This window comes from Propionivibrio dicarboxylicus (genome assembly GCF_900099695.1).
Classification (GTDB): Bacteria; Pseudomonadota; Gammaproteobacteria; order Burkholderiales; family Rhodocyclaceae; genus Propionivibrio; species Propionivibrio dicarboxylicus.
Window position 1 is genome coordinate 41,486 of the sequence record NZ_FNCY01000023.1, and the last position, 26,896, is coordinate 68,381.

At 60.7% G+C, this 26,896-nt stretch carries 14 protein-coding genes; 5 read left to right on the forward strand and 9 right to left on the reverse strand.

What is annotated here, in order from left to right:
* Nucleotides 1–45 precede the first annotated feature (45 nt).
* The 4 genes from BLR25_RS18840 to BLR25_RS18855 form a co-directional block, all read right to left on the reverse strand.
* Complete coding sequence (locus BLR25_RS18840) at nt 46–1,368, reverse strand: DEAD/DEAH box helicase (protein ID WP_091940001.1); 1,323 nt, start codon at nt 1,366–1,368, stop codon at nt 46–48.
* A 341-nt stretch (nt 1,369–1,709) separates the two neighbouring features.
* Entirely contained in the window at nt 1,710–3,539 is a 1,830-nt protein-coding gene (locus BLR25_RS18845) for an ABCB family ABC transporter ATP-binding protein/permease (RefSeq protein ID WP_091940003.1), read from the reverse strand.
* A gap of 204 nt (nt 3,540–3,743) precedes the next feature.
* A complete protein-coding gene (locus BLR25_RS18850; RefSeq protein ID WP_091940004.1) occupies nt 3,744–4,322 on the reverse strand; it encodes a transglutaminase-like domain-containing protein in 579 nt (192 codons plus the stop codon).
* 337 nt (nt 4,323–4,659) lie between these two features.
* Nucleotides 4,660–6,765 (reverse strand): ATP-dependent helicase, encoded by a 2,106-nt coding sequence (locus BLR25_RS18855; RefSeq protein WP_091940006.1) that lies wholly within the window; start codon nt 6,763–6,765, stop codon nt 4,660–4,662.
* Nucleotides 6,766–7,155: 390 nt separating this feature from the next.
* Here BLR25_RS18855 and BLR25_RS18865 point away from each other — a divergent pair, with 390 nt between their 5' ends.
* Entirely contained in the window at nt 7,156–7,437 is a 282-nt protein-coding gene (locus tag BLR25_RS18865; RefSeq protein WP_091940010.1) for a hypothetical protein, read from the forward strand.
* A gap of 103 nt (nt 7,438–7,540) precedes the next feature.
* Here BLR25_RS18865 and BLR25_RS18870 read toward each other — a convergent pair whose 3' ends face one another.
* Genes BLR25_RS18870 through BLR25_RS18880 form a run of 3 tightly spaced genes read right to left on the reverse strand, consistent with a single transcriptional unit; the run spans nt 7,541 to nt 10,499 of the window.
* Nucleotides 7,541–9,040, reverse strand: a complete 1,500-nt coding sequence (locus BLR25_RS18870; RefSeq protein ID WP_091940012.1) for a tripartite tricarboxylate transporter permease — start codon at nt 9,038–9,040, stop codon at nt 7,541–7,543.
* Nucleotides 9,041–9,051: 11 nt separating this feature from the next.
* On the reverse strand, nt 9,052–9,519 hold the full coding sequence (locus BLR25_RS18875; protein ID WP_091940014.1) for a tripartite tricarboxylate transporter TctB family protein: 468 nt from the start codon (nt 9,517–9,519) through the stop codon (nt 9,052–9,054).
* Nucleotides 9,516–10,499 carry a Bug family tripartite tricarboxylate transporter substrate binding protein gene (locus BLR25_RS18880; protein ID WP_091940016.1) on the reverse strand — a complete coding sequence of 328 codons (984 nt, stop codon included), beginning with the start codon at nt 10,497–10,499 and terminating at the stop codon, nt 9,516–9,518. The genes BLR25_RS18875 and BLR25_RS18880 overlap by 4 nt, the downstream gene beginning before the upstream one ends.
* Nucleotides 10,500–10,778: 279 nt before the next feature.
* On the opposite strand from BLR25_RS18880, the gene BLR25_RS18885 reads away from it, so the two are divergent.
* Nucleotides 10,779–11,672, forward strand: coding sequence for a LysR family transcriptional regulator (locus BLR25_RS18885; RefSeq protein WP_091940038.1), 894 nt, complete (start codon nt 10,779–10,781; stop codon nt 11,670–11,672).
* A 132-nt stretch (nt 11,673–11,804) separates the two neighbouring features.
* Nucleotides 11,805–13,217 carry a phospholipase D-like domain-containing protein gene (locus BLR25_RS18890; protein ID WP_091940018.1) on the forward strand — a complete coding sequence of 471 codons (1,413 nt, stop codon included), beginning with the start codon at nt 11,805–11,807 and terminating at the stop codon, nt 13,215–13,217.
* A gap of 128 nt (nt 13,218–13,345) precedes the next feature.
* On the opposite strand, the gene BLR25_RS18895 is transcribed toward BLR25_RS18890, so the two are convergent.
* On the reverse strand, nt 13,346–14,062 hold the full coding sequence (locus BLR25_RS18895) for a DsbC family protein (RefSeq protein WP_091940020.1): 717 nt from the start codon (nt 14,060–14,062) through the stop codon (nt 13,346–13,348).
* Nucleotides 14,063–14,080: 18 nt separating this feature from the next.
* Nucleotides 14,081–15,238: a UbiH/UbiF family hydroxylase gene (locus BLR25_RS18900; protein WP_091940022.1), complete on the reverse strand. Its 1,158-nt coding sequence runs from the start codon at nt 15,236–15,238 to the stop codon at nt 14,081–14,083.
* Nucleotides 15,239–15,318: 80 nt separating this feature from the next.
* Between BLR25_RS18900 and BLR25_RS18905 the strand changes: the two genes are divergently transcribed.
* Together BLR25_RS18905 and BLR25_RS18910 are read left to right on the forward strand one after the other, a co-directional pair.
* On the forward strand, nt 15,319–15,642 hold the full coding sequence (locus BLR25_RS18905) for a hypothetical protein (protein WP_091940024.1): 324 nt from the start codon (nt 15,319–15,321) through the stop codon (nt 15,640–15,642).
* A 258-nt stretch (nt 15,643–15,900) separates the two neighbouring features.
* Nucleotides 15,901–26,896, forward strand: a 10,996-nt coding sequence (locus tag BLR25_RS18910; protein ID WP_143009928.1) for a GLUG motif-containing protein, incomplete at its 3' end; no start/stop codon positions are given.

A 26,896-nucleotide genomic window follows, 5' to 3' on the forward strand; every position in this document is an offset into this window, starting at 1 on the left:
CAAGCCCGTTAAAGAAAGCGCAGCACGCCTGCTGTCGATTGTCGATTAGTGGTGCCGGCTACCGCGATGCTGTGCGGCACTTGCCGGTTTGGCGGGGCCACCGCGTTGGCCGTTGGTTTTGGGTTTTTGCGCCGTCTTCTGTTTTGGCGTGCTACTGCGCGGCGCTGATGCACGCTGACCGCCACGCCCTTTGGGCGCGGCCGAACGCATCAGGATTGGCTCGGCGCGAATCGTCGGGTCCGGGGCATAGCCCGGGTGTTCGAGCACTTCAATCGGCTTCTTGATCAGGCGCTCGATGTCGCGCAGGAGTTTGTGCTCATCGACGCAAACCAGTGAAACCGCAGCGCCCTCGGCACCGGCGCGGCCCGTACGGCCAATGCGATGCACATAATCCTCGGCGACATTCGGCAGTTCGTAATTGACGACGTGCGGCAACTCGTTGATGTCGATACCGCGCGCGGCGATGTCGGTCGCCACCAGCACATGCAGTTCGCCGTTCTTGAAGTCGGCCAGCGCCCGCGTGCGCGCGTTCTGGCTCTTGTTGCCGTGAATGGCATTGGCCTCGATGCCCGCCTTGAGCAGCTTCTCGACCAGTCCATTGGCGCCCCACTTGGTGCGCGTAAATACCAGCACCTGGTGCCAATTCTTCTCGCGAATGAGGTCGATGAGGAGGTCGCGCTTGCGCTCACGATCCACTTTGTAGACGTATTGCTTGACCAGCTCGGACGCCGTATTGCGGCGCTCGGATTCAACGTACGCAGGGTCGTTCAGCAGGCCGCTGGCGAGTGCGCGGATTTCATCGGAGAAGGTCGCCGAGAACATCAGATTCTGTCGTTGCTTTGGCACCAGCTTGATCACGCGTTTGATGTCGTGGATGAAGCCCATGTCGAGCATGCGGTCCGCTTCGTCGAGAACAAAGACCTCGACGCCGGACAGGTCGATGGTGCCCTGTTGGGCGTGATCGAGCAGACGGCCGGGGGTGGCGACAAGAATGTCCACGCCCTTCTTGAGTGCGGCGATCTGTGGATTGATGCCGACGCCGCCAAACATGACCAGCGAGGTAAAAGGAAGATGAGCTCCGTAGGTGCTCACGCTCTCTTCGACTTGTGCCGCCAACTCACGCGTCGGCGTGAGGATCAGCACGCGGATCTTGCGCGGTCCGGCCCGGCGAGAAGTCGCCAGGCGGTTAAGAATCGGCAGGGAAAAGCCGGCGGTCTTGCCGGTGCCGGTTTGCGCGCAGGCCATCAGATCGCGCCCGGAAAGGACGACGGGGATGGCTTGTGCCTGAATCGGGGTGGGCGTCTCATAGCCTTGATCGGCAATGGCACGCAGGATCTCGGGGGCGAGACCCAGTTCGCTAAACTTCATGCAGGGAGATTCCAGTGCTTGCCATGCGTGCGCGAAAAAAATTTTCGACTAAGCACGAACCAGTCCGGGCAAACACAGAGGAGGTGAATCGGGCCTGGCGGGAGTGCCAAACCCCTTCGGACGGTCGCCAAGACTGATGAATGGCAACACGAGGAGGGCGAATACTAACACGGAGGCGTCCCGATCGACGAGACAATCATCGATCTTCTGTGGCAGGCCCCCTTGCCAATGTATGTCTTTGTATTAATACCCGGCGCCGATTCGGGTGCGTGTCGAAGCGCTGAACCGGCTTGCCGATGCGCGGCTGCTCTTTCATTGAGGCCGGCGTTGCCGGGAATTCCCTAGGCGTTGCCGCTAGAAGAAAAACCGTTTTCGCCCGCGTCGTGTTGCTGCATCGCCCACATTTGTGCGTAGCGTCCGCTCAAGCGAATGAGTTCGAGATGCGTGCCGCGTTCGATGATGCGGCCGGCATCCATCACCAGAATCTGGTCGGCGTTCATGATCGTCGATAGACGATGGGCGATGATCAAGGTCGTGCGTCCGCGCGTTGCCAGGTCGAGGCTGGCCTGGATGGCTTTTTCGGTTTTCGAGTCGAGTGCCGAGGTGGCTTCGTCGAAAATCAGCAGTGACGGATCCTTGAGCAGCGCTCGGGCAATGGCGACGCGCTGTTTCTCGCCGCCGGAGAGTTTGAGTCCGCGTTCGCCAACGACCGTTGCCAGACCGTCCGGCAGCAGCGCGGCGAACTCGGTGAGCTGCGCCGCGTGTGCCGCGGCCAGCACTTCCTCGTGGGTTGCCTCGGGCCGACCGTAGTGGATGTTGTAGAAAATGCTCTCGTTGAATAACACGGTGTCTTGCGGCACGATGCCGATCGCCGCGCGCAGGCTGGATTGCCGGAATTCGCGCAGGTCGCGCCGGTTGATCCGGATGGCGCCGCCGGTGACATCGTAGAAACGATAGAGCAACCGCGCCAGCGTCGATTTGCCGGAACCGGACTTGCCGACGACGGCGACCGTCTTGCCCGCCGGAATGACGAAATCGACGCCAAACAGGATGGGCCGTTTGGCGTCGTAGGCGAACTCGACCCGGTCGAAACAGACTTCGATGTCGCCGTGCGGCAGATCGACGGCGTCGGGCGCGTCGACGACTTCTCGGTGCGTGTTCAGCAGCGTGAACATCCGTTCGATGTCGGTGAGCGACTGGCGGATTTCGCGATAGACGACACCCAGGAAGTTGAGTGGCATGTAGAGCTGGATCAGGAACGCGTTCACCAGCACCAGATCGCCGATCGTCAGCTGCCCCGACAGGACGCCGGCCGATGCCCGCCACATCATCGCGGTGACGCCGATGGCGATGATGGTCTGCTGTCCGATGTTGAGCAGCGATAGCGAGATCTGGCTGCGCGTCGTCGCGTCTTCCCATTTCTCCATGTTGCTGTCGTAGCGCCGCGCCTCGAATTCCTCGTTGTTGAAATACTTCACCGTCTCGTAATTGATCAGGCTGTCGATCGCCTGCGTGTTGGCGATCGAATCGGTCTCGTTGACCTGTCGCCGGATCACCATGCGCCGGTTGCTGACGCTAACGGTATAAGCGATGTAGGCGGCGAGCGAGAGCAGCGTAATCACGACAAAGCCGCTGTCATACTTGAAGAAAAGCACGCCCAGCACGAGCGATAGCTCGACCAGCGTCGGCAGGATCGAATACAGGGTGTAGCTGATCAGGCTGGTGATGGCGCGCGTGCCGCGGTCGATGTCGCGCGCGACGCCGCCGGTTTGTCGCGCCAGGTGAAAGCGCAGCGACAGGTCGTGGAGATGCCGGAACACTTCGAGCGCGACACGCCGAACCGCGCGCTGCGTGACGCGCGCGAAGATGATCTCGCGCAATTCGGCGAACAGCGAATTGCCGGCGCGCAGCAGTCCGTAGAGCACGAGCAAGCTCACCGGCAGAACGAGCGGCAGCGATTCGGCGCCGATCTCGTCGATCAGGGACTTGAAGATGATCGGTACCGCGACGTTCGACAGCTTGGCGGCGATCAGGCAGCTGAGCGCCAACAGCACGCGGCCTTTGTACTGCAGCAGGTAGGGCGCCAGCCGGCGCAGCGTCTGCCGGCCGTTGATCGGCCCGGTCGTGGCCGGATACAAATAATCGGAAGCGTTGCGAGAAGATCGACGCATGGTGCCTAGTCGTGAATGATGTGGGGCGCCGGAGCGAGCATCGTGAATACCGCTATTCTGACGTAAACCGGGACGATCGACGGGCGCGACCGGCAACGATGCCGCCAGGATCAATCCGTCCAATCAGCAATGACACCGAGCTTGAGGCTTGGTTGCGTCCGGGACGTGATGACGATGTATCGCGCTCCGCCAGGCCCGAAGACATCAGCGGAGTAGCTCAACGTCCGGGAGATTCGCCAGCACCTGGTCATAGGTGTTGAAGCGCTCCAGCACCTGCACGACGATCGGCAGCGGTTCTGCCCAGATTTCCGGCAGATCACGCTCGTTCGGCTCCTGCAGGGAGAAGGCGAGTTTTTCCTTGGGCGGACAGAACGCCGCGTCGACGCCCGGCTTGTTGCCTCTGGCATCGATCCGATACCAGCCATGTTCCTTGAGGAAGACCGCATTCAAGCCGTGCAGACAGTAGGGCGCGCCGCGGTCTCCGATCGACAGGCGTTGATAGCACAATCCGGTCGGGATGCCGTTGGCACGCAGCAGCGCGGCCAGCAGATGGCTCTTGGCGTAGCAATAACCGGTTCGGTATTGCAGGACCTCGGATGCCTTGCATGTCACCGGATTCAGTTTGAAGTCGACGCTGTGGCGAATCTCGTCGCGGACGAATTCGAAACATTTACGTACGAGTTCATCCCCGGAAACGGTGTCGCGCGCCAGTTGCCGCGCCAACGCCGATACCTCGGGGTGCTCAAAGTCGACGTATATGCCGGGCAGCAGATAAGGATTCATGTCGGGGGCGTGGCCGAGGGATGTTCTACGGGAGTCCTGTCTTGGATCGATGCCGCGCCTTCTTCAGCAAAACCAGAAGGCAATCCAGGCGGGGTCGTCGAGGAAGGCGAGAAACAGCGTGCTGCCGAAACGGTAGTACAGCATCGACAGGGCATCGGATAAACCCTGGGGCTGTCCGGGCATTGCGAGAGCGTCGGGCATCGGAAATAAGGAGCGTCGTAATAAACCGGAAAGCATGATCGTACCACTCGGGGCGTGTTTCGCCGTGCTATCCCGGCGCGATGTCTCAACGGTCTTTGCCTCAGATGACGCTCAAATAAAGGCATTGCGGCGATCGTTACTTCCACATGCCGCGCATGCGGGCGGCGAGATCGAGCGGCGGCTTCGATGCATCGGGATGCTGCGCCGCCCACGCCTGCAGGCCGGGCGGTTCGGGGGCGGGCGGCCAGCTGCGCTCGGCGAACGCATTCAACAGCCCGCTCGGGATGAAGCGTGTGCGGCTGGCATAGACGTGCCGGTCGCCTGTCCCGCCCGGACCGTTGGTATAAAAGCGTTGCGGCAACAGGAGGTCGAGATGATCCTTGGCGCGGGTCATCGCCACATAGAGGAGTCGCCGCTCTTCCTCGATCTCGGCCTCGCTGCCGGTGGCCATGTCGGAGGGCATGCAGCCGTCAACGACGTTGAGGACGGTCACCGCATTCCATTCCTTGCCTTTGGCCGAGTGGATCGTCGACAGGATCAGGTAGTCCTCGTCCAGCAGCGGGACGCCCGCTTCATCGCTGGTCGCTTCCGGCGGGTCGAGCGTGAGCTCGGTGAGGAAACGTTCGCGGTTGGGATAACTCGAGGCAATGCGTGTCAGCTGCTGAATATCGCTGCGGCGCACGTCGGCATCCTCGTACAGGCGGTCCATCTGGGCGTCATACCAGAGGACGACGCTTCCGAGCGGCGCCGGCCAGGTGTCGGCGCCTTGCCGCAGTCCTTCGATCAGTGCCGCAAAAGCGCTCCATGCCTCGCGTGCGCCTTCCGGAACCGGTTGTTCGGCAAGCAGCTCGCAACCGGGTGCGGCATTCTGCAGGTGGTCGACAATGCGCCCGGCCGTCTTCGGGCCGATGCCGGGCAGTAACTGGATGGCGCGAAATCCCGATACCCGGTCGCGCAGGTTCTGCGCCCAACGCAGGATGGCGAGCAGGTCCTTGACGTGACGCGCTTCCAGGAACTTGAGGCCGCCGAACTTGATGAACGGGATGTTGCGCCGGGTCAGTTCGATTTCGAGACGGGCGCTATGCGAGGCGGCGCGAAACAGCACCGCCTGCGATTTGAGGGGAATGCCTTGTTCGCGCCGTTCGAGCGTGCGTTCGACGACGTAGGTCGCCTGGTCGGTCTCGTCGCGGACGGTGATCAGGCCCGGCTTTTCCGAGGAGATGCGTTCGCTCCGCAGTTCCTTGCTGTGACGCTCTTTCGCCCGGGCAATGACGGCATTCGACACGGCGAGGATCGGCTGCGTCGAGCGATAGTTCTGTTCGAGCGCAATCTGTCGGGCCGGCGGAGTGAACTGCGTCGGGAAATCGAGGATGTTGCGCACGCTGGCGCCCCGGAAACTGTAGATCGATTGCGCGTCGTCGCCGACCACCGTCAGCCCCCGGCCATCGGGTTTGATCGCCCGCAGGATGGCGGCCTGCAGGAAATTGGTATCCTGATATTCGTCGACGAGCGCATGGCTGAAGCGCGTGCCGATTTCCCGCGCCAAGTCCGCTTCGCCGACCATCTGCGCCCAGTAAAGCAGCAGATCGTCATAGTCGAGCACCTGCTGCGCCTGCTTGGCTTCGACATAGCCGAGATAGAGCGACTTGAGCTCGTTTTCCCATTCCGCACACCACGGGAAATTGCTTTGCAGGACATTGGCAAGGTCCCGCTGCGTGTTGATGACTGCCGAATAAATGGCGAGGCAGGTGCCTTTGAGCGGAAAGCGCTTTCCTTTCCCGGAATGCCCGAGATCGTTGCGCACCAGATTCATGAGGTCGGCCGAGTCTTCACGGTCGTGGATGGTGAAATCGGGGCTCAGTCCGATGCGTTGCGCATAGTCGCGGAGCAGGCGCGCGCCGACGCCATGGAAGGTGCCGGACCAGGCAAAGCCGCCGCTGGCCAGGCGCGCATGGCGTGCCGAAACCTTGCTGGCGATCGTCTGGACGCGCCGCGTCATTTCGTCTGCCGCACGACGAGAGAAGGTCAGCAACAGCAGCCGGTCGGGATCGGCGCCCTGCGCGAGCAAATGCGCGACGCGGTGGGCGAGCGTATTGGTCTTGCCGGTTCCGGCGCCGGCGATGATGAGCAGCGGAACCTCATCCGGCGCGACGGCCGCATCGCGTTGCGCGGCATTCAGCGTCTTCAGATAGGCCGGGATGTCGGCGGAGTCCGCGGACTCTGTTTGGATGAGGTCGGTCATGGCACGGGCATGGCCATCGCGGCGCCCGTTCGCCGCGTCGCGGGGTCTGGGTCGGGATGCCTGTTGGTGGGAGGCTGGGCGCTTGCCAGGATGATCATGCCATCGCATTCCGGACAGATGCAGCCCTCCCATGCCAGGCCCGACGCATTGTCGAGGGTGAGCGAGTCGATGGGGGCGCGGCAGTGCGGGCAGAGGATGCGTGGCGGTGTTGCTGGGGGCATGGCGATGTAAAGTGACACTGTAATAATATACAGTATCACTTCGCGGCGACGATCTCAAGCCGGCGATTCAGAGGCTATTTCGGTCGGGATCGTGGGCCGCGCAGCAAAAATTGAATCCCTGGCGCGGACGCTTGTCTGACGGATGCAGCCCTCAAGAAAGGAGCGATTCATGGCGACAAGCATTGGCGATTTCGGCGAACTCCGGGTAGACGCGCCACCGCAGCAGGCCATCTGTACCTTCGGCGAAGCGTGCGTGGACAGCCCTCCCGCGGTGGCGATCTGTAGCTTCGGTGAGGAATGCGTCGAGGCGGCGCCGGCGGTGGCGATCTGTGCGTTCGGCGAACCGTGCAGCGATGCGCCGCCGGCCCAGGCCATCTGCCTGTTTGGCGAGGAGTGCGTTGAGCGGCCGCCGACACAGCGCATCGGAGAATTCGGTCAGGAAATCCTCTGATCGAAAAACGCTTGCCAGGGGGCGAGGCGGGCTCCTTGAGCCGGCGATGATTCCGGCATGAGCGCGCAACGGACGGCAGGAGCCCTGCCGTCCATGACGATTGCTAGGACTCGACGACCTCGTTGCGCTTGCGCAGGATCGCCGGCGACATCAGCACGAGCAGGATGACGACGACCGTGGCGAGCAGGACGGCGCTGATCGGTCGCGTCACGAAGACGCTGAAATCGCCGCCCGAGAGCATCATCGCGCGACGCAGGTTTTCTTCAAGCTGCGGGCCGAGCACCATGCCGAGCAGCAACGGCGCCGTCTCGACCTTGACCTTGTTGAAGAAATAACCGACGACCGAACAGCCGAGCATCAGCCAGACGTCGACGACGCTGTTGTTGACGCCATACGCGCCGATGCAGCAGAACAGCAGGATGGCCGGGAAGAGCAGACGGTACGGCACCTTCAGCAAGGACACCCACATGCCGATCAGCGGCAGGTTGATGATGAGCAGCATCAGGTTGCCCGTCCACATACTGGCGATGACGCCCCAGACGAGTTCCTTCTGCTCGACCATGATCTGCGGTCCGGGCTGGATGCCGTGGATCATCAAGGCGCCGATCATCAGGGCCATCAGTGCGTTCGACGGAATGCCGAGGGTGAGCAGCGGAATGAAACTGGTCTGGGCGCCGGCGTTGTTGGCGGCTTCCGGCGAGGCCACGCCTTCGATGGCGCCGCGGCCGAAGCGCGACGGATCCTTGGCGATCTTCTTTTCGACGGCATAGGCGGTGAAGGGCGGCAGCGCGGCGCCGCCGCCGGGCAGGACGCCGAGGATCGAGCCGATCGCCGTGCCGCGCAGTGCGGCGGGAAACGCCGCCTTGAGGTCGGCCAGCGACGGGAACAGATCCTTCATGCGCTGGCTGACGATGACGCGCTGCGACGGCTTCTCGATATTCGTCATGATTTCGGCGAGGCCGAAAAAGCCCATCGCGACCGAGACGAAGCCGAGGCCATCGGCGAATTCCGGGATGTTGAAGGTCATCCGCTCGGCGCCGGAGTTGACGTCGATGCCGACGATGCCGAGCAGCAGGCCGATGCCGATCATCGCCAGCGACTTGATGACAGAACCATGGGCGAGAATGACGGCGGCAACGAGACCCAAGACCATCAGGCTGAAGAATTCGACGGCGGTGAAACTCAGCGCGAGCTTCGAGAGCGGGCCGCTCAGCAATGCGATGACGATGGTGGCGACGGTGCCGGCGAAGAAGGACGAGAGCGCCGCGATCGCCAGCGCGGTACCGGCGCGGCCTTGCCTTGCCATCTGGTGGCCGTCGAGGCAGGTGACCACCGACGAGGTCTCGCCGGGAATGTTGACGAGGATCGCCGTCGTCGAGCCGCCGTACTGAGCGCCGTAGAAAATGCCGGCGAGCATGATGAAGCCCGATGCTGGCGGCATGCCGAAGGTGAAGGGCAGCAAGAGCGCGACGGTCGGGACCGGGCCGATGCCGGGCAGGACGCCGATCATCGTGCCGATCAGCGCGCCGATCAGGCAGAACAGCAGGTTGTTCCACTGCATCGCGGTGGAGAAACCGATCATCAGGTTGTCGAGGAGTTCCATGCGGTCGGCGCCTACCAGGGAAAGATGGGAACGGGCAAGGACAAGGCCCGGACGAAGAGCAGCACCGATCCGGCCGAGATGAACAGGCTGAAGACCAGGATCTCGAGCGGCCGCGTCTCGCTGCTCGCGGCGCTGGCCACCAGCATGCAGAGGAAACTCGCGATGGCGAGTCCCGCCTTCATCACCAGCAGCGAGAAGACGGCTGCCGCCAGCGGGATCAGGATCAGCGCTCGCCAGCAAGGCGGCAGGATACGTTCGCCGGGGATGACGAACGAGCGGCCGACGAAGAACAGGCCGAAGAGCAGCATGCCCCAGCTGATCGCCTGCGGCACGTAGCCGGGCCCCATGTCGCCGGCGGTGCCGACCGACAGCCGGCGGGTGGCGTAGAACACGCCACCGGCCAGCGCGGCCAGGAACAGGCCGAACAGCAGCTCCTCGAGGGCGGGGCGCTGCTTCGTCTTTTCCGATGCCTCGGTCATTGTTCGACCTTGATATTGGCCGCCTTGATTTCCGCGCCGAAGGACTTGATGCTGGCATGCAGCCAGTTCTTCAGGTCATCGGGTTTGCCGGCCATGACCTCGCCGCCCTGTTCGGCGATTTTCTGCTGGATGTCCGGTTGGGCCAGCACTTTCTGCAGTTCTTCGTTGAGGCGGCGGACGGTTGCCGGCGGCGATCCGGCGGTGGTGAACATGCCCTGGAAGGTGCCGTAATCGGCAGCCGGAAGTCCGACTTCCTTGAAGGTCGGCAGGTCGGGCGCGTTCTTCAGGCGGCTCTTGCCGGTGACGGCGAGGCCGACGAGCTGGCCGCTGGTGACGAAGGGCAAGGTCGCCGTCGCGCCGTTGATGATGGTGTTCGACTCGCCCGAGACGACCGCGCGCGATGCCGCCGAGCCGCCCTTGTACGGGATGCTCTTCCAGTTGATGCCCTTGTCCTTGGCGACGACGAGCGCGGCGATGTGGTTGATGCCGCCGATGCCGGAATTCGCCACCGCCAGCTTGCCGGGGTTGCTCTGGGCATATTTGATGAATTCGCCGATGTTCTTGGTCGGCACCGACGGGTGCACGGCGAGTACATAGGGAGCGAACATGATCATGCCGACCGGCGCCAGGTCCTTCTCGACGTCATAGGTCAGGTTGTTGAAGAGGTTGGGGGAGGTGGCCAGCGAACCGACGTCGAGCAGCAGCAGCGTGTGGCCGTCCTTCGGTGCCTTGGCGACGGCGTCGGCGCCCAGGTTGCCGGCAGCGCCGGGCTTGTTCTCGACGATGACGGTCTGGCCGATCGCCGTCGAGAGTTTCGGCGCGATGATGCGGGCGAGGATGTCGGAGGTGCCGCCCGGCGCGAAGGGGACGATGATGCGGACGAGATGGTTGAATTCGTCGGCGGCGTGTGCCGAGGTGCCGAGCAGCAGCGAGGCCGCCAGCGTTGTGGCCGACATGAGTTGCGTGAATTTGCGTTGCATCGTATGACCCTCCGGTATTGGTGTATTGATCTGGCCTGCGTGCGAAACAATGTGAGTCGTTGCGGGTATTGCGGGTGTTGCGTGGAATGATGCCATCGGCGTGAGCGGATCAAGCCGGAAAAGTGTCGATCGATTCCGGATTGCTTGCAAAGCCTTTGCTGCCTGACGCCGTCCTGAGCCTGTATTCATGTTGCCGATTGCCGGCTTTATCGGAACATCATAGTATGGGAGCAATGCCGGAATTGCTTATAAAGTGAATTGATCGATGCGGATTTTGGAATGATCCAGGACTTCAACCAGCTGGCTTGTTTTGTTGCCGTCGCCGAGGAATTGCATTTCGGTCGGGCGGCCGAGCGCCTGTGCATGACGCAGCCGCCGCTGAGCCGGCAAATCCAGTTGCTCGAACACGCGCTTGGCACGACGCTCTTCGAACGCACCAGCCGCTCGGTACGGCTGACGGCGGCCGGACGGGTCTTTCTCGACGACGCGCGCCGCTTGCTCCAGTTGGCCGAGCAGGCGGCCGTGACCGCCCAGCGCACCAGCAAGGGCAATGCCGGGCGGGTGGTCATCGGTTTCACGACGGTGATGGGTTACGAATTGATTCCGGGATTGATCGCCGCGGCGCACCGGGGCCTGCCCGACATTGAAATCGTGCTGCGCGAAATGGTGGCGGCGGCGCAACTCGATGCCCTCGAGAATCATACGATCGATATCGGCTTCCTCTGGCCGCTCACGAGCCGGATGACGGCGCTGCGGCACGAAACGATCTTCCGCGACCCGCTGGTCGTGGCGATGCCCGAGCACCATCCGCTGGCGGCGCGCGCCGACGTCGCGCTCGACGATCTCGACGGCTTGCCCTTTGTCATGTTTTCGCCCGAGCGGGGGCGGTATTTCTACAGCCTGGTGAATGGCTTGCTCCTCGCTGCCGGGGTGACGCCGCGTTACGTTCAACACCTCGATCAGGTGCTGACGGTCGTCGGTCTCGTCGGCACCGGCATCGGTGTCGCCATCGTGCCGGCCTCGGTCGCGCGTTTCCGTTTCGAGCAGGTGGTCTTCCGGCCGATTCGCGGCAAGACGGTGGTGGCCGAAGGGCGAATGGCCTGGCGCGACGATCACCAGAATCCGGCGCTGAAGACTTTTCGTTCGTTTGCGGTGCGCCATTTTGGCCACTGACATGCGCCCGGTGTGTCGGTGCGTATTCCATGTGAATGAAAATTTCAGGGCAATAATGTGGCATCGATCACATGAATTTGTCAGCCAGTTCGGCTATCATCGCCTGATACTGCCGATTCCGACCGACACGCCATGATCCTTGACCTGATCGCTCGCCATTGGGAAATTCTGGATGCGCTGCTGGCGGCGATCGGTCTGGTCGTCTATGCCGTCGCCTCTCACAGCTTGCACCAGCGCCGCCATCCGTCGGCGGCCATCGCCTGGGTGATGACCATCCTGCTGGTGCCCTATATCGCCTTGCCGCTGTACCTCGCGTTCGGCTCGCGCAAGATCGTTCCCGTTCGCCCCGCCGCCGGACCGCGGGCCGTGCTGCCGGCGAATACCTCGATGCATGCGACAGCCGCACGCGCCCAGCAACTGGCCCGGGCGATGGGCTTGCCGGCGCCGGTCGCGTACGAACATCTGGTCATCCACGCCGACGGCAGCGAATCGCTCCAGGCCTTGCGGCGACTGATCGATGGCGCGACCCGGACGCTCGAAGTCAGCACTTTCCTGGTCGGACGCGATTCGCTCGGCAACGAAATCGCTGCGCGCCTGCAGCAACGCGCCCGCGACGGTGTCCGGGTGCGTCTGCTGATCGATGGCATCGGCATCTACATGGGCGGTTTTCCCGACATCGCGGCATTCCGTGAGGCCGGCGTCGAGGTACAGCGCTTCGTCTCGCCCTTCCGCTCGCCGCAGCGCGGCCGGACCAATCTGCGCAACCACCGCAAGATGCTGATTGCCGATGGGCGCTGCCTCTGGTGCGGCGGGCGCAATCTCGCCGCCGAATATTTCGAGGGAGATGCGACGGCCTTGATTCCGCGCAAGCCCTGGGTCGATCTGAGCTTCGACTTGTGCGGCGGCGTCGCCGCGTACGCGCAACGCCAATTCGAAGAGGATTGGGCGTTCGCGAGCGAGGGCACGGTCCCGGACGGCGAGCCCGATATTCCGCCGGGGAGTCCGGTCTCGGGGCTGGCGCAACTCGTCGCCAGCGGGCCGGACCGGGTCGACGACACCATCCACACGCTGCTGGTTTCGGCCTGTTTTACCTCGCAGCGCCGGATTCTCGCCGTAACGCCGTATTTCGTTCCCGATCCTGTGCTGCTGAGCGCGATGACGCTGGCGGCGCGGCGCGGGGTCGAGGTCGATCTGGTCTTGCCGGACCGCTCGAATCACCGCCTGGCCGACTTTGCCCGCCACCGCGCCTTGCGTGAATTGGCCGCGGCCGGGGCGCGGATATGGCTGCACCCCGAGATGCTGCATGCCAAAGCGGTGATCGTCGATGACGAGTTGGCAATGGCCGGGTCGGCCAATCTCGACGGTCGCAGCCTGTTCATCAACTACGAGTTGATGGTGGCCTTCTACGACGCCAAGGCGGTCCGTGCGTTTGCGCGCTGGGGCGAATTGCGGCGGCACGAGTCGGCGCCGTATGTGGTGGCATCGCCGGGGGTTTTACGCGAACTGGCCGAAGGTTTGCTGCTCTGGCTGGCCTTCCAGCTTTGATGCGGATGCACTAAGAGCCGATTTCGGTAGGGCTCGCGGCCCACGATCCCTACCGAATAGGCGCTAAAAGAAAAACGGCGACGCCGGAAAGTCCGGGGTCGCCGCGCTGAGGCGCTGGCCTTGTCTGTCTACTTGGCGTTGGCCGCGAGTTTCTGTTCGATCTGGGCAATCGGCACGGCGCCGGGGATGCGGTCGCCGTCGGCGAAGAACAGCGTCGGGGTGCCGTTGATGTTGAGGCGGCGACCGAGTTCCACGGTCTTCTGCACCGCGGTCGTGTCGCAATCGCCCTTGCCGGTCGGCGCCCGGCCGTCCTGCATCCAGTCGTTCCAGGCCTTGGCGCGGTCGGCCGAGCACCAGATCTGGTTCGATTTTTCCAGCGAATCCGGCGACAGGATCGGCAGCAGGAAGGTGTAGATCGTCACGTTGTCGAGCTTGACCGCCTCGCGCGCCAGCTTCTTGCAGTAACCGCAGTTGGGGTCTTCGAAGGTCGCCATCACGCGCCGACCATCGCCGCGCACCTGCTTGACGGCGTATTCGAGCGGGAGGTCGGAGAACTTGATCGCCATCAGCTTGTGCATGCGTTCGGCGGTGTGGTTTTTCATCGTCTTGCCGTCGATCAGCGTGCCGGCGATGATCACCGACTGCTTCTCGTCGGTATAGACGATCTGGCCTTCGGCATAGACTTCATAGAGGCCGAGATAGGGGCTCTTGGTGACGCTGGTGATCTTGGTGCCGAGCTTGGTTTCGAGCGCCTTCTTGACGCTGGCTTCGTCGGCCGATGCCTGCAGGCAAACGGTCGTTCCCAGCGCGGCGCAGAGCGCCAGGGGGAGCAATCTTTTCAGCATGGTCTTTCTCCGTTGAATTCAGGTACCCAGCGCATAGCGCAGGAGCTGGTTCTTGACGAGCGGCAGGCGATCGGTCAGCGACAAACCGGTGTTGCGCACGAATTTCAGGCCCGGAAGTGTCTCACGAAACAGCAGCCGAAGTGTGTGAGTTGTGTATTGGAGCAGCGCCGTCTCTTCGGCGCGTTCGCGCTGGTGGCGGCGCAGCAGGCGCAGGTCGCCGATGTCCTGCCAGTCGGGCGTGGCGGCGAGTCGTGCGGCGAGCGCTTCGGCATCGCGCAGGCCGAGGTTGATGCCGTGGCCGGAGAGCGGATGGATGCCGTGCGCGGCGTCGCCGATCAGCGCCAGGCGCGGGGCGACGGTCGTCGGCACGCGCATCAGGCGCAGCGGAAATGCGGCCGCCGGCGTGATCAGGCGCAGCGCGCCGAGCGTGTGCTCGCCGGCGGCGGCGACGCGTGTCGCGAGCGCCTCGGGCGACAAGCGCATCAGTTCGTCGGCGAGCGCGTTCGGGGCCGACCAGACCATCGACAGGCGCTGGCCCGGCAGTGGCAGCCAGGCGAGTACGCCGTCGTCGCGGAACCACTGGAAGGCGGTGTTGCGATGCGGTTCTTCGCATTCGAAATTGGCGACGACGCCCATTTCGTCATACGGCGTGTGGTGCGCCCCCAGGCCGGCAGATTCGCGCACCCAGGAATCGCGCCCGTCGGCGCCGATCAGCAGGCGGCCGGCAAGCACCTGCCCGTCATTGAGGGTGAGGGTGGTAGCGTCGTCGCCGAGGTCGAGCTTTTCCGGGGTCGCCGGACAGTACAACGTCACATTGCTTTGCCGGCGCAGGTTTTCCCAGAGTTCGCCAGCCAGTTGCGACGATTCGAGGATCCAGGCGAGTTCGTCGACGCCGGCTTCGTAGGCGTCGAAGACCAGTCGGGCGCCGGTGTCGCCGTACACCTTCATGGTGTGGATCGGCGACAGGCGCTCGGTATCGAGATGCTTCCAGGCGCCGATGCGCTGCAGGAAGGCGGCGTTGGAGGGGCTGAGCGCGTAGATGCGCGCGTCCCAACCTTCCGCGCGCTGCGGCGCGCGGGCTTCGACAAGGGCGATCTTCAGGCGTGTGTCGCGCAGCGCGCAGGCCAGTGACAGGCCGGCCAGTCCGCCGCCGACGACGATCACATCAAATGACATCGAGGAACTCCGGTGAGCCGCGATTGTGCCTTGAGCCCCTGCCCTTTTACAAGCGGCGGGCGGCGTGGTAGAACCGCAGGATGTCCGAAGCTCCCGTCACCGGCTACCTGCCGGCCATTTTCTGCGCCGAATTCGAGTCGCCGATCGATGCCCTGATCGGTCTGCATGTGCCGCACGATGAAGCCATGGACCTTGTCGCCGCGGCCTGGCATCGCGGCGCGGTGCGCTGCGTGCTGGCAAGCGTCGACGGCGGTCGCGCGGTGGCCGCCATCCGTCTTCCGGACGGCCGCTGGGCCGGGTGCAACGCCTTCCCCGAGCATCTTTGCGGCAGTTTGGACGAGGCCGAACGGCGGCTGAAGAAACTCGTCAAGCGCGGGCGCACGGGGGTCGTCGGCGAGCTTTGATGTGGAACGGATGGAGTGTTGTATTTAAGCATCACCGACCGCCTCTTGATGACGGTGGGCGCCGTTATTAGTAAACGAGCCGGACTGGCCTGGTTGAGGCTACGACCTTTGTCATAGATGCTTGCCCCAAATCCAGGCATGAATGCGGTTTGTCTTGTGTAACCGCTGGAAAGCGTTGGTAAAATCCTGCGCTGTTGCCCGGATGTCGTATTCAGGGAGCATGGCCGGGCAGAAAGCAAAAAACAAAAATGTCATACCATGAAGCGTTCGATGCCATTTGGGTTGAAGACGACGGCTGCTGCTTTGGCTGCTGCATGGGCTGGTATTGCTCAGGCTAATCCGGCTAATCCTGTCGTCCTCGCCGGGCAGGCGACGTTTCAACAGGTCGGCAAGACGCTGACGGTGAGCAACACGCCGGGCGCAATTATCAACTGGCAAAGCTTCAACATTGATCGCGGCGAATTGACTCGCTTTATCCAGCAGAGCGCCAGCAGTCAAGTGCTTAACCGTGTTACCGGCGTTGATCCGTCGGTAATTCTCGGCAGTCTGCAATCGAATGGGCGCGTCATCCTCATCAATCCGAATGGCGTTGCTTTTGGCGCGGGGGCACAGGTTGACGTCGGTGGCTTGCTGGTATCGACACTGCAGTTGAAGGATGCTGACTTCATCGCCGGAAAGTACAAATTCGGCGATACTGTCGGTGCCGGCAGCATCCGCAATGAAGGAACGATCAGAACCGCCACGGGCGGTTCTGTCATATTGATTGCGCCCAAAGTCGAGAACTCTGGCCTGATTCAGACGCCGGAAGGACAGATCCTGCTGGCGGCGGGCAAGAGCGTGACGATCGCCGATCCGGATCGGCCGACGATTCAGGTTGAAGTGACCAACAGCGAACATCAGGCCGTCAATCTCGGGACGCTGATTGGCAAGGAAGTCAGTCTGTACGGCGGTCTCGTCAAAAATAGCGGGACGATTCAAGCGACGACAGCAGTTGTCGGTCAGAACGGCAAGATCCGACTGCAAGCGAAGAACGATGTCGAGAACACCGGTACGCTTCAGACCAGCGGTCCGCAGGGTGGCGACATCCTGATCCAGGCGCAGACGGGCGCTGCTGTCGTACAAGGCGTGGTCGATGCCAAGGGAATTGCGGCGCCGGCTGAAATCCAGGCGGCCTTGAAGGCGATGCCAAGCGCAGTCGAAACAGGCAAGGGTGGTCGCATCGAGATCCTGGCGCCGACGATCACCGTCGATGCGACGGTGGACACCTCTGGCAGTGCCGGTGGCGGCACCATCCTGATCGGCGGCAATTACCAAGGTGGCGCCAAATCCGTTCCCACGGACTGGAGCCAGACCGCCGCGCTGAAACGCGCGAGTCTCAGCCTCAGCGACCCGTATGCTGCCTCGCCGAGCGTGACGGAAACCGCCGAAACGACGGTGGCATACGGTAGTTCGAACGACCCAACGCAGCAGACCGGCAGCACCGGCCAGAACAATCCGCTCATCCCCAACCCGGCGTTGCCAAGAGCTCGCAGTACAACCATCGGCGCCAACGCGCGGATTCGGTCGGACGCGCTCGACGATGGCGATGGCGGTGTCATTGTCGCTTGGGCCGATGATGCGACGACCGTCGCCGGCAGCATCACTGCTCGCGGTGGATTTAGCGGTGGCAACGGCGGCTTAGTCGAAACCTCGGGTCACACAGTTTCTCTTTCCGGCCTTCATATCGACACGACGGCGCCTTTGGGCAAGACCGGCAGGTGGCTGATCGACCCGACCGATTTCACGATTGCCGCGAGCGGTGGCGACATGACTGGTTCGGATCTTTCCAACGCGCTCGCCAGCACCGACGTGGAAATCCAGAGTGCCGCGGGCAGGTCTGGCACGGCGGGCGATATCAACGTCAACGATGCCGTGAGTTGGAATGCCAATCAGCTGACGCTCACTGCCGCGCACGACATCAACATCAATGCCGTGATGACGGCGTCGGGCACGTCTTCACTTGTTCTCAACACGGCAGGGTCGGAGGTCGGTGGGACGGTACGCGTCGGCTTCGATGCCAGTGGCAATTTCGCCGGGCGGGTGGATTTTCCGGGGCGGAGCGGCACGGGGTTCCTGACAGTCAACGGCAACGGCTATACGGTCATCAACAGTCTTGGCGTCGAGGGAGATACGAGCGGGCTGACACTGCAGGGAATTGGAGGAAATGCCTCAGGATACTATGCGCTTGGGAGCGATATTGTTGCTTCGGAAACAAGTGCGTGGAGTGGTGGCTTTTTGCCAATTGGACTGTCTGGCGGCTCGTTTAATGGATTAGGGCACAAGATCGATGGGCTGACAATAATTCGTCCCGAAGAAAATTTCGTTGGGTTGTTTGGAATGGCTTCAGGCGGAGAAATTTCAAATATCGGCCTAACCAATTTAAGTATCACCGGCATAGATTATGTTGGAGGGCTTGTTGGATCGAATGGCGGAAGCATAATTAACAGCTACGCCAAAGGGAGTCTTGGCGGTGTTGACAGAGTGGGGGGGCTAGTTGGCAGTAATACTTTTGGAGGAAGCATAAACACCAGCTATTCGACCGCCAATGTGAGTGGTGTTGATGCCGTTGGCGGGCTCGTTGGAGTTAATTATGGCGGCACTGTCGGTGCAAGTTACGCGACTGGTGATGTGAGCGGAAGCAATGGTGTTGGCGGCCTGATTGGTCGTATCACCTATTACGCAGAAATTACGAATAGCTACGCAACCGGCAATGTTAGCGGGCAGCGTGATGTTGGCGGCCTAGTTGGTTTCTTTGGAGGCAATGTCGGCGAAATTAGGAACAGCCACTATAACGTCGACACTGCGACGATAAATGGAAGCCATCTTGTAACGCTAGGCGGTCTGTATAACGGCCAATTTCAAGACTGGCTGACGCATGGTCTGCCCCTAGATATCGCAAACTACAGCACTACCCTCTTGTCTGTTGGAGGCTACTACGAGATCAGTAGCGTGCAAGGCATGAAGGACTTACTCGGCTTTGCGGACATTTCTTCTTACAAATTCAAACTTACCTCTGATATCTCCCTAGCTAGTATTCCCGGCTACCATGTCCCGGCCTTTTTAGCGCAAGAATTCAATGGTAATGGCTATGTTATATATGACTTAAGTATCAATCTCCCTAATGACGTTGTTGGCTTGTTCGGATCGACATCTTCTACAAGTACGATCTGTAACTTAGGTGTCGATGGTAGTGTGGCTGGAAATGCATATGCGGGAGGCTTGGTTGGCGTAAACCGAGGTGCGATTACAAATAGCTATGCCAATGTCGTATTGACTGGGTCGGACTCAATGGTTGGCGGTTTGGTCGGGTCGAATGAAGGCAACATTGCCAATAGTTACGCGACAGGAGTGGTAACAGGTTTTGTGGGAACAGGCGGCCTCGTTGGAGGCAATTTTGGGACTATCAGCAGTAGCTATTCGACGGGTTTGGTTTCAGGTTCATACGATGTCGGCGGTCTTGTCGGACATGATTTCAGCGGAAACATTAACAACAGCTACTGGAATACGGAGACTAGTAACCAAGCTGGCAGCGCGGGTGGATTCGGACTCACGAATGCTCAAATGAAATCGGCGGCAAGTTTCGCTGGCTTTGATTTTGGAAGCATCTGGCGGATTTCCGAGGGAATTTCTCCCCCGAGCCTGCGTAGTTTTGCGTTGAACACCTGGACGGGCGCCGCCGACAATCAATTTTGGGCCACGGCCGGCAATTGGTCGCTCGGGCACGTGCCGACTAGCGCCGAACTTGTGAATATTCCGACTGTAGCTGGTGCAGATTATGTCGCACTAACCGGCAACTACACCGTTCGCAAAATTACCTCTGACGAGCCGTTTGCTCTATCCAGTTCGGGTACGAGCTTTACGCTCAATCATGGCGGCGACTTCAATGCCGGTCTGACTCTTGGCGCCGGCACCACGCTGACCAGCAATGGCCGGCTGTCAATCAGCAGCGACCCGGTCCTCGGCGCGAACGCCAGGATCAACCTCGGCACGCTCGCCAACCTAACGATCAATGGCAACAGCTACCTATTGATACGTGACGCGACCGGGTTGAAGAACATCACTCCGGAATTGGGCACTAACTACTACGCCCTGGCCGACGATATCGATGCCTCCGCGACGAGCGGATGGGACAGTGGGCAGGGCTTCTCGCCGATCAGAGAATTCAGCGGAACGCTCAATGGACTCGGACATGTCATCGACCGCCTAACCATCAACAGGCCCGGCGAATCAATGGTTGGCCTGATTGGCGAAGCTGGGCACTTGAGTCGAATTGCGAACGTGGGGTTGACCAACGTAAGCGTGAGCGGAATGGATCGTGTCGGCGGCTTGGTCGGCGTACTCAGCGGGCAGGTCACGAATAGCCGGGTGTCCGGATCGGTGACGGGAACCGGAAATTACGTCGGCGGCTTGGTTGGCGTCAACCAAAGCGGAAATATCATCAATTCGACGGTTTCGGGGACGGTTACCGGTACAGGAAATTACGTCGGCGGCTTGGTCGGTTTAAACCAGGGATGGATCAGCGGCAGTTCCATGAATGGCGTTGTGTTGGGGAGTGGGGCGAGCGTCGGAGGCCTGGTTGGCGCAAATGTAGGGGATTCAGATGGTGGTAGAGGGGCTATAACCAACAGCTCGGCAAGCGCCACTGTTTCCGGTGCCTCTCAAGTTGGCGGGCTTGTCGGAACCATCGAAGGCTGGGGGAGTGAATCGACCATTGATAGCAGCTACGCGACATCTTCCGTTTCCGGTGCATCGCTGGTCGGCGGTCTGGTCGGGTGGCAAGGGAGTGGCGGTCTAGTCACCAACAGCCACTATAACGTCGATGCCGGCACCATCAACGGCGGGAAATCAGTCACGCCGGGCGGGCTCTACAACAACCAGTTTCAGGACTGGCTGACGAATGGGATGACGCTCAATATCGCCAACTACAGCACGAGCCTGCCGCTGGTCGGTGGCTATTACCAGATCGGCGACGTGCAAGGGATGAAGGACCTGCTCGGTTTCGCCGATCAGGGCGGATACAAGTTCAAGCTGGTCTCCGATATCGACTTGTCTCCGATCAACGGCTACAACATTCCCGTATTTTCGGCACAGGAACTCAACGGTGGCGGAAATATCCTTTCAAACTTGAACGTCAGTTTGCCGAACCACAACCTTGGTTTGATAGGGGTACTCTCTTCGGGCAGTACGTTAAATGACATCGGTGTTGCCGGGACGGTAACCGGGTTGTTTGAGGTGGGTGGCTTGGTCGGTCGCAACGAGGGAACGATTTCCGCCAGCCATGCTTCAACGGTGGTTAACGGCTTGGCCAACAGCAGCGACGTGGGCGGGTTGGTCGGCTGGAACAATGGCGGCACGATTTCGAACAGTTATGCGACCGGTAGCATATCGGCGTTGTCTGGTTCCGATAGCGTCGGTGGATTGGTAGGGGGGAATTCAGGCTCAATCACGACGAGTTACGCGTCGGGGGCCGTCAGCGGATCGAGCAATGTGGGCGGTTTGGTCGGATATGCCACAGGCGTAGCTAACTACAGCTACTGGGACATCGAAGCGAGCGGCCAGTCCTCAAGCGCTGGCGGAACCGGTCTGACGACGGCGCAGATGAAGCTGGGCGCGAGCTTTTCCGGCTTCGATTTCGACAATGTCTGGCAGATCAACGAGAAGGTGTCGACGCCGACGCATGTGCCGCCAGTGGTCAGTAATGTCTGGACTGGGGCGGCGGATGGTGTGTCGTGGTCGCTTGCCGGCAACTGGCTGCTCGGGCATGTGCCGACGAGCGGCGAGATCGCCAGCATTCCACTGGGGAGCGGCGCCGGCTACGTCACGCTGACCGGAAATTATGTCGTCCGGCGCGTCACGTCGGACGAGCCGTTCAGCCTGGTCGGAACGGGAACGACCTTCGGTCTTCGCTGGGGCGGAGACTTCAATGCTGGGTTGACGCTGGGGGCAGGTACGACCTTGTCGAGCAATGGCGCACTGAATATCAGCAGTGATCCGGTGCTCGCGCAGGGCGCGAAGATCGCCTTGGGAACGCTTTCCAGCCTGTCGATAAATGGAAACAGTTACACGTTGTTGCGCGACGTCAATGCGCTGCAGGATATGCGTAACTGCACGGGGTGCAGCTACGCATTGGCAGACGATATTGATGCTTCGGAGACGCGTACTTGGGGTTACGGCGGGGGCTTTGAGCCGATTCGAGGATTTAACGGTACGTTCAATGGTTTGGGGCACACGATCGACCGGTTGATGACTGATCGTCAATATGATTGGGATGCCTATACCGGGCTATTTAGCGACAGTTCAGGCACTATCAGCAATGTTGGGCTGACTAATGCTAATGTCATCGGTGGATATGTTGTCGGCGCCCTCGTTGGCATGAACTACGGGACGATCAGCAATAGCTACGCGACCGGATCAGTAGTCGGGAACAGTAATGTTGGGGGTCTGGTCGGGATTAACTCGGGCACGATTAGCAACAGCTATGCGGCGGCGTCCGTTGACGGGGCACTCGAAGTAGGGGGGCTAGTCGGTTATAACGAGAATGGCACGATCAGCAACAGCCACTACAACATTGATGCCGTGAGCATTAATGGTAATTCTCTCGTGACGCTCGGCGGCTTGTACGACAGCCAGTATCAGGATTGGTTTGCGCGAGGCTTGTCGCTCGACATCGCCAATTACAGTACGACGTTGCCCTTGTCGCTGGATGGTTACTACCAGATTAGCAATGTGCAGGGCATGAAAGACTTGCTTGGGTTTGCCGATCAGGGAAGTTACAAGTTCAAACTCACGGGCAATGTCGACCTCAGTAGTGCTCAGGGATTCAACGTTCCTATTTTTTCAGCAGCCGAGTTTGACGGTGGTGGTTACGTTGTTTCCAATTTGAATGTCATGTTGCCCAACAGCAACGTTGGCCTGATCGGGTGGTTGTCGCCAAATAGCACAGTGAGCAATCTCGGCGTCAGCGGTAACGTGACTGGCCAGGGTAATGTCGGTGGCCTGGTGGGCGCCAACCAAGGAACGATCAACGCTAGTTATTCTACGGCGACCGTAACGTCGCTTGAGGGTGGTGGGAGTGTCGGTGGTCTGGTGGGGTTTAATAGAGGCTCGATCGGTGACAGCTATGCGATTGGCTCAGTGACTGGATATAACGCTGTCGGCGGTTTCGTTGGTGACAATTTTGGTGGAACGATCAATACCAGTTACTCGTCGGGAGCTGTCACATGTCGCGTCTCCTATTGTGGCGGGTTTGGCGGCATAAGCACGGGGTCCATCAATAACAGTTATCTGGACGTCGAGGCCAGCGGGTTGGGAGCGACCAACGGCGTCATCGGGCTGACGACCGTGCAAATGAAACAGCAGTCAAGCTTTGTCGGTTTCGATTTCAACAACGTCTGGCGTATCAGTGAAGGCGTTTCGGCACCGACGCATCTTCCGCCTGCGGTCACAAATGTCTGGACCGGGCTAGGGGACGGCCTGCGTTGGATCGACGCGAACAACTGGTCCTTGATGCATGTTCCGCAGGCGGACGAGCGAGTGAGTATTCCCTGGGCTTCGAACAGCAGTTACGTCAGCCTCTCCGGAACCTACTCGGTCCAGCGGATTGTTTCCGATGAGCCATTTTCGCTGACAGGTTCGGGCACGAGTTTCTCGCTCAGTAGTGGCGGTAGCTTTAACGCCGGATTGACACTGGGGGTGGGTACGAGACTGATCAGCAACGGCGCACTGAGTATTAGCAGCGATCCGGTGATCGGTATCGGCGCGAGAATCGATCTGGGAGCATTCGCCAGCCTTTCCATCGCCAATACGCCCTATGTGCTTGTGCGCGACGTCACTGGTTTGCAGGCCATCCAATCGGATACGGGCAACAGCTACGCGCTGGCGAGTGATATCGATGCTTCCGATACGATCAACTGGGAGAATGGCGGCGGCTTTGCGCCGATCAATTTCAATGGGATATTCAGCGGGCTCGGGCATACGATCGATCGCTTGACGATCAATAGGCCGTCCCAAGGCCCAGTCGGCCTATTTGGCTTCAATTCGGGCGTGATCAGCGATGTCGGACTGAGCCGAGCCAGCATCGTTGGCGGATACAGCGTTGGTGCGCTCGTCGGGGAAAACGGAGGAACGATCCGCAATGCCTACGTCGCCGACAGTACGGTGATTGGCGATTCGTGTGTCGGTGGTCTGGCGGGCTACAACAGCGGCATGATCAGCGCCAGCTATGCTTCCGCGTCGGTTGCCGGAACATCCGAGCTTGGCGGCCTGGTCGGACTTAACGACTTTCTCTATGGTGGGAGCATCACTAATAGTCACTACGATATCGATGCCGTCACCATCAACGGCAACCATCGGCTGACGGTTGGCGGGCTGTATGCCGATCAGTACCAGGACTGGCTCTCGCATGGATTGTCGCTTGATATCGCCAATTACAGTGCGACGCTGTCTCTTTCTGGTGAGGGCTATTATCAAATCGGAAGCGTGCAGGGCTTGAAGGATCTGCTCGGCTTTGCCGATCAGTCGGGGTACAAATTCAAACTCGTATCGAACCTTGACCTGACAGACAGTCCGGGGCTGCATATTCCGTCTTTTTCGGCGGCTGAATTGAGTGGCGGTGGATATGTCGTCGCGAACCTGAACGTCAACTTGCCAAACAGCAATGTTGGACTGATCGGTTGGTTGTCGTCGGCGAGCACGGTGAAAGACATCGGTGTGAGTGGTAATGTCAGTGGAATGTATGAAGTCGGCGGGCTTGTCGGCCAGAATCAAGGAACGATCATCGATAGCCATGCGACGACTGCCGTCAGCGGACTTGCCGGGGGCTACGACATTGGAGGGCTCGTCGGCTGGAATAATGGCGGGACGGTAAGCGGTGGTAGCGCGTCGGGGGTGGTAACTGGGGGCGCTGGGACTCGCGGTGTTGGTGGTTTGGTTGGCTGGAACAGTGGAGCCGTCAGCGATAGCCGTTCCTCGGGGCCTGTGACGGGATCGACGGATGTCGGTGGGCTGATCGGATACAACGATTATCAATCCGGCGGAACGTTCATCAACAGCCATTACGACATCGACAATGTCACCCTCAACGGCGAGCATCTCGTTACGCTGGGCGGGCTCTACAGCACGCAATATCAGGACTGGCTCGCCAATGGCCTCACGCTTGACATCGCCAATTACGCCTCCAGCTTGCCGGCAAGCAATGGCTACTACCAGATCAACTCTGTGCAGGGCATGAAAGACCTGCTCGGCTTTGCCGACAAGAGCGATTACAAATTCAGGCTCGGCAATGACATCGACCTTAGCACGATCCCCGGTTATCACGTCCCAGCATTTTCGGCCTCGGAATTCAATGGGGATGGGCATCTCATCTCAAACCTGAGTGTCAACCTTCCCAACAGTAATGTCGGATTGATCGGTTGGCTGGCGCCCGGTAGCACGATTAATGGTCTTGGCGTCGGCGGTAGCGTTAGCGGTCTGAACGGCGTCGGTGGCTTGGTCGGGCTGAATCAGGGCGTGATCACGGGCAGTTATTCGGCGGTCGCAGTGAGCGGGCAGGATGGTGGGTCCTATGTTGGGGGCATGGTCGGAGAAAATGCTGGCGTGATGAGTGACAGCTATGCAACGGGGGCCGTGACCGGAGGGTGGAGTGTTGGTGGTCTGGTCGGTTACAACCGTGGCACGATCGAGAGGAGTTATTCGAGCGGCGTAGTTAGCGGCAACGGGAACGTTGGCGGACTGGTCGGGGACAACGCGTTGTGGGCAGGTGGCACCGTTTCCCGCAGCTATTGGGATATGGATGCCAGCGGACAGACGACCAGTAGTGGTGACGATGTCATCGGTCTGACGTCGGCGCAAATGAAGTCCGCCTTCAGCTTTGACGGCTTCAGTTTTTCGGACATCTGGCAGGTTAACGAGGGCGTTTCGTCGCCGACGCTTCGCGCGTTCAGCACGCTCTCGAACATCTGGACCGGTGCTGTAGACCATCAATTCTGGGCCACGGCCGGCAACTGGTCGCTCGGGCATGTGCCGACGGTGTCGGAATTGGTCAGCATTCCGGATTTGGCGAACACGTCGCTAATCACACTGAGCACGGGGACCTATTCGGCTAAGACCCTTACGTCCGCCGAGGCGTTTTCGCTTTTGGGGAACGGAACGAGCTTTACCCTGGCCAATGGTGGCACGCTCAGTGCCGGTCTGACGCTGGGTAGTGGCACGACGCTCACGACGAATGGCGCCTTGTCGGTCACCGGCGGATTCTCACTGAACAATGCGACGGTCAATGGCACCGGGTCGCTGACGGTGACCGACAGTTTCAGCCGTACGGGTGGCACGATCAGCAACCTGAGTGGCGTTTCCCTGACACAACTCTCCGGCAATCTCGCGCCTGGCGTTCTGACTTCGATCGCCGGTCCGGTGACGCTGAAAGCCAATGCAGGGGCCTTGCTGCTCGATTCGATATCGGCCGAGAACATCACGGGTACGAGCGGTGGAGGCCAATCGATCACGCTCAATAGCGGCGCGAGTCTTAATGCCAGCCTGACCGGAGGGAATGCAATTGTCCTTGATGCCGGCACCGGCGGGTTCGTCAATAACAGCGGTAGTGCGACACCGTTCTCGATCGACGCCTCCAGCCGTTGGCTGATCTATGCCAACGATCCGGCCAGCGTCAGCAAGAACGGGATCACTTCTGATTTCCGGCACTATAGCGACGTGTCGTCCTCTTATGCGCCAGAGGCGGTCGCCGAGTCCGGAAACGGCTTCATTTATGCGTCGGCGCCAGGGACGTTAAGCGTCGATACGACCTTGGCGGGTGGTGCGGCATCGCATGTTTACGGTAACGCCTCGACAGCGACGCTCGGCTATGCCCTGCGTGGGTTTGCCGACGATGAAGACAACGCTTTCAATATTGGGCTGTCGGGTAGCGCCGCATTCACTGGGCTGCCAGGCACAGCTAGCAACGTGGGCAGCTATGGCGTCGCCTACAGCACGGGGTTTGGCAACGTCAGTGGCTATGCGTTTGCTGCCGGTACGCCTTTGTCCTACAGCGTGACGCAGCGTCCGATCAGTGTGACAGCGGAAGCGCAGAGCAAAGTGTATGGCAACGCCGATCCGACGCTGAGCTACGTGGTCGGTGGTTCGGGGCTCGTCAATGGTGACACGCTGAGCGGCGCCTTGAGCCGTATAAGCGGCGAGAACGTCGGTGCCTACGCCATCAATCAGG